Source organism: Duganella sp. SG902, from assembly GCF_013376005.1.
Taxonomy (GTDB): domain Bacteria; phylum Pseudomonadota; class Gammaproteobacteria; order Burkholderiales; family Burkholderiaceae_D; genus Rugamonas.
Map to the genome: position 1 here is coordinate 1 of NZ_JABMJK010000036.1, position 4,119 is coordinate 4,119.

General features: G+C 59.4%; 5 protein-coding genes. 1 reads left to right on the forward strand and 4 read right to left on the reverse strand.

What is annotated here, in order from left to right; all coding sequences use genetic code 11:
* Window positions 1–217: 217 nt before the first annotated feature.
* The gene (locus FHW83_RS30310; protein WP_176650090.1) at window positions 218–1,042 is read right to left on the reverse strand and encodes a hypothetical protein; all 825 of its coding nucleotides are present in this window, start codon (window positions 1,040–1,042) and stop codon (window positions 218–220) included.
* Between the two features lie 144 nt (window positions 1,043–1,186).
* Window positions 1,187–1,945: an SDR family NAD(P)-dependent oxidoreductase gene (locus FHW83_RS30315; protein WP_176650091.1), complete on the reverse strand. Its 759-nt coding sequence runs from the start codon at window positions 1,943–1,945 to the stop codon at window positions 1,187–1,189.
* Window positions 1,946–2,088: 143 nt separating this feature from the next.
* On the opposite strand from FHW83_RS30315, the gene FHW83_RS30320 reads away from it, so the two are divergent.
* Window positions 2,089–2,991, forward strand: coding sequence for a LysR family transcriptional regulator (locus FHW83_RS30320; RefSeq protein WP_176650092.1), 903 nt, complete (start codon window positions 2,089–2,091; stop codon window positions 2,989–2,991).
* Here the strand turns inward: FHW83_RS30320 and FHW83_RS30325 are convergent.
* Together FHW83_RS30325 and FHW83_RS30330 are read right to left on the reverse strand one after the other, a co-directional pair.
* Window positions 2,988–3,422, reverse strand: coding sequence for a GNAT family N-acetyltransferase (locus FHW83_RS30325; RefSeq protein ID WP_176650093.1), 435 nt, complete (start codon window positions 3,420–3,422; stop codon window positions 2,988–2,990). The two genes, FHW83_RS30320 and FHW83_RS30325, sit on opposite strands and share 4 nt — an antisense overlap.
* A 69-nt stretch (window positions 3,423–3,491) precedes the next feature.
* Window positions 3,492–3,746 carry a hypothetical protein gene (locus FHW83_RS30330; protein WP_176650094.1) on the reverse strand — a complete coding sequence of 85 codons (255 nt, stop codon included), beginning with the start codon at window positions 3,744–3,746 and terminating at the stop codon, window positions 3,492–3,494.
* Window positions 3,747–4,119: the final 373 nt, after the last annotated feature.

Sequence of the window (4,119 nt, forward strand, 5' to 3'; positions counted from 1 at the left end):
GACGCCAGATGGAGGAATTCGCACAACTGCAACCTTCACTCTTTTGAAACCATGTCAACAAAATTATTCCGGACAGCAGTGCGCGCAGGCGGGAACCCATGCTGAACTTATGACCACGCGCCCTATGGATTCCCGCCTGCGCGGGAATGACGGGGCATCAGTTTGCGGTCAAAAAAGGCTTAACTTGGCGGCATTAGGACCTCGCCGTGTTTGTGAATTAATCAGACTGAGTGGTTGGCTGTATTTGTAGAGGCATGTCGCTGTACTCTTTCAGCAGGTTGAAATACTCCCGCTTGCCAGCAGAGCCCAGCCACGTCCACATTTTTTCGACCTGAACCTGATGTGCCGCGTAGTAGCTTTTACTGGCCGCCAGCCAGATATGATCGGTGAAAAGGGGCTGCGTCAGTCTGACGATGGCGCCTTTGTATTTTTGCGCGACGTAGGAATCCATATCGCCCGGCGAGGTCACGGAGACGGCGAATCCGTCGATGCGGCTCAACCTGAGCTTCTCAAAATTGCGCGCGATATCGACCGCGCCGCTATCGATTTTCAAGCCCAGACCCTGGATGCGCGTTCTATAAGTGGCGCCCAAGGTCACGCCAAGCAGCCGGTCCTGGAAATACTTTGCCGCCTCAGTCGCTGGCGGTATCTGGTCCGCGCTGCGGACGAACACCACGATGTTGATCGGCACCGCGCGCGGGAAGTCCAGCTGATTGTTTTTATCACGCGGAAAGACGAGGTCGGCGATATCCTTGCTGCTGGTATCCAGTGGGGCGAAGTCCAATTGCCCTGCGGCCAGGGAGGGGATGATGCGGTTGACCGGCAGACGTCTCAGGCTGGCATCACAGCCTACGCTGGCGGCAAAACGCTGAAAAAGCTCTGCGGAGGCACCCGGCTTGGCCGGTACTTCTGATCCGGCGCCGAGGTAGTACGGCGGCCGCTCCTGGTTGACATAGCCGATGCGTATGGGCTCGCAGACTGCCGCAGCATAGCCTGTACGGGTGACGACGGCCAGAACGATTAAGATGGTGCGGAAATTCATTGAACCTTCCGTGCGCCAGCGCTATCGGCGATGTGTATGCCCCTATTATGCTAGTAGTAATTGCCGGGTGGATCAAGAGATGAAGTGATTGTGGTGGACTGGCCTCACATGCCAGTCCACCCCAAGGCGCCACGCCGCGCCGGGTTAAATCTGCTGCAGCCCGCCATCCACGAACAACTCGGCGCCGGTGACGAAGCTCGCATCGTCGGAGGCCAGGAACACCGCCGCTTTCGCGATCTCATCCGGATCACCAACCCTGCCCATCGGAATCTGCGACGCCAGATGGTCGAGGAAGCCTTGCTGCTGGCCGGCGTCCGTGCCGACCAGTTCAACCAGGCCGGGCGTCTTGATCGGGCCGGGGCTCAGCGTGTTGACGCGGATCTCGCGGCCTTTCAAGTCCAAAATCCAGTTGCGGGCGAAGGCGCGCACCGCCGCCTTGGAGGCCGAGTAGACGCTGAACCCTTCCGTGCCGCTGCTGCCCGCAGTCGAACCGGTCAGTATCACCGACGAACCCTTGCCCAGCAGCGGCAGCGCGCTCTGCACGGTGAACAGCGTGCCTTTGACGTTGCGCGCGAAGGTGTCGTCGAATTGCTCTTCGGTGATCTGGCCCAGGGGCAGGAGGGAACCACCACCAGCGTTGGCGACCAGCACGTCCAGCTTGCCGTGCCTGGCTTTGACGCGATCAAACAAGGCTTGCAGCTGGCCCACGTCGGTCGAATCGACGCGGGCGCCTTCGGCGGTGCCGCCTGCCGCCCGGACCGTCTCAACCGCCATGTCCAGTTCGGCCTGGCGGCGGCCGGTGAGGTAGACGTACGCGCCTTCGCGGGCGAAACGTTTTGCGATGGCCAGACCGATGCCGGTGGTGCCGCCGGTGATAACGGCTACTTTTTCCGCGAGTTTCATGATGCTCCTTTTCACTAAGCTGTTTGGTGAGTTAAGTAGTGATGCGGAATGCAGTGTGCGCTGCTGCCGCGCGGGTGATAAGACAGGCGGCACTCATATCAGTTATGCTTTGGTTGCATAAATTGTTCTTTGAGGCCGTATAAATGGATAAATTGCTTTGGATGCGCTGCCTCGTGCGCGCGATTGAGACGGGGAGCTTTTCAGCTGTGGCGCGCGAGCTCGGCATCGGCCAGCCCAACGTCAGCCGGCATATCGCCTCGCTCGAAAAGGCGCTGGACACGCGGCTGCTGCACCGCTCGACCCGTCAACTGGTCGCCACGGCCGAGGGGCAGCGCTATTACGCGCAAGCGCGTCAGGCGCTGGAGTTGATCGCCCAGGCCGAATCCGACGCGCGCGGCCAGCAAAAACCGCAGGGCCTGCTCAGGGTGGCGTGTGCGCCAACGCTGGGCACGGAGAAGATCATCCCCGCGCTGCCGGACTTCCTTGCACGCTATCCGGACGTTGAGGTCGAGCTGCGACTCGGCGATGGCTATGTCGACCTGATCGCGGAAGGTGTTGATATCGCGGTCCGGGGCGGCGTCCTCAAGGACAGTTCCTTGCGCGCGCGCCGCGTTGGCACGTCCGAACGCATTTGCGTGGCGAGTGCGAAGTATCTGGACCAGCATGGCACGCCTGAGCAACCAGCCGATCTGCTGCAGCATCAGTGCCTGATCTACACCCTGATGGCGGGCGGCGGCGGATGGCCGTTCAAGGACGGCGCGGTCCATGTGCAAGGCCGGCTGCGCCTGAATAGTCTCGACGGCATACGCAAGGCTGTCATGCAGGACTTGGGCATCGCTTATCTGCCGTCGTGGACGATCGCGGAGCAACTGCGCAGCGGGGAGCTGCGCGCGGTGTTGACCGCTCATTCGCCCGGGCGCTCGCCGCTGAATGCGGTGTACGCCGCCGAGAGGCTGCTGCCCCAGCGCGCCGCCGTGTTCATTGACTTTATCAGCGGCGTGTTTGCCGCCACGCCCGGCCTTGATGGCCGCTCCATCGTTCCCTAATTTTTGTAGATGTCAGGTCGATTGATCTGCCAGAATAAATCGGGATTGGCTGGCTTGGTGAAGCCCAGTTTTTCGTACAGCCAGGCGGCGGTCGTGGTTGCCAGCAGCAGTCGCCGGTATCGTTCGATGCCGGGGTAGCTCAGCATGCACTCGACCAGCCAGCGCCCGAGTCCCTGGCCGCGATATTGGTCCAGCACAAACACATCAGCCATGTAGGCGAACGTGGCGTGGTCCGTGATGAAGCGGGCGTAGCCGATCTGGCGGCCGTCGTCGTACAGGCCGAAATTGAGGCTATTCTCGACAGCCGTGCGCACCGTCGCCTCGTCAATGCCCTCCGCCCAGGTGCTGCGGGTGAGGTTGCCATGGATGACATCGAGCTGCAGCAGCGCGTTATCAGTCGATACCAGGTAGTGCTCTTTGGTCCAATTCATCAGATATTCCGGAAGCAGGGGGGGAGTTGGACGTGATTGTATCGTCATATTTTCGCCTGGCCGCAACTCTCAGGACTGCTGCGTGCTTTTCAGGAATTTCTTTGCTGAGTTGTGCAGCAGGATAATCAACAACACCACGTCCATGAAGAGCATGACATGGGCAGTTCCTGAGAGCATATAGTAGGTGAAATCACTCACACCCAGCCATCGCATCCCGCGTGCGACAAGCTCCACTAAAACCGCACCGGCTGCGTAAACCAACAGGACCAAGAGGCTATAGCTGAATCGCACGATCAAGCTCCTCATCATCTGTTTATCGTCCATGATCAGACACGCGTCTCAGGCTTTAGTTCCTGCATCTAGCTCGCGAGGCTACGCGCACGTCTTGGTCGTTTTGGCCTTTGCTAACGTTATCTAACATACTGGTCTCCTCCGTGATATTGGATTCGACCGTTAGGCGACTCAACATTTGCTGCGATCACGCGCCGCGCTGATGTAGATCAGTTCGCGTTGAAGTAGTTAGCAGTGCTTATTGCTGACGGCCGTCGTCGCGGTGTGCGGCAGGTAACGGAGTGCGACGTGCGCTTATGTAATGCTCAGGTTGACCTGATCGGAACTTTGTAGCCATGCGGCTGGTTAGTCTTCATGATATTTTTACACATGGAGGCTAGATGAAGAAACGATTTACCGACGAGCA

What these genes read in the sequence shown, in the direction of transcription:
- FHW83_RS30320 (WP_176650092.1), top strand. Translation starts at nt 2,089, where the DNA reads ATGGATAAATTGCTTTGGATGCGCTGCCTCGTGCGCGCGATTGAGACG.
- FHW83_RS30330 (WP_176650094.1), bottom strand. Translation starts at nt 3,746, where the DNA reads ATGGACGATAAACAGATGATGAGGAGCTTGATCGTGCGATTCAGCTAT.
- FHW83_RS30325 (WP_176650093.1), bottom strand. Translation starts at nt 3,422, where the DNA reads ATGAATTGGACCAAAGAGCACTACCTGGTATCGACTGATAACGCGCTG.
- FHW83_RS30315 (WP_176650091.1), bottom strand. Translation starts at nt 1,945, where the DNA reads ATGAAACTCGCGGAAAAAGTAGCCGTTATCACCGGCGGCACCACCGGC.
- FHW83_RS30310 (WP_176650090.1), bottom strand. Translation starts at nt 1,042, where the DNA reads ATGAATTTCCGCACCATCTTAATCGTTCTGGCCGTCGTCACCCGTACA.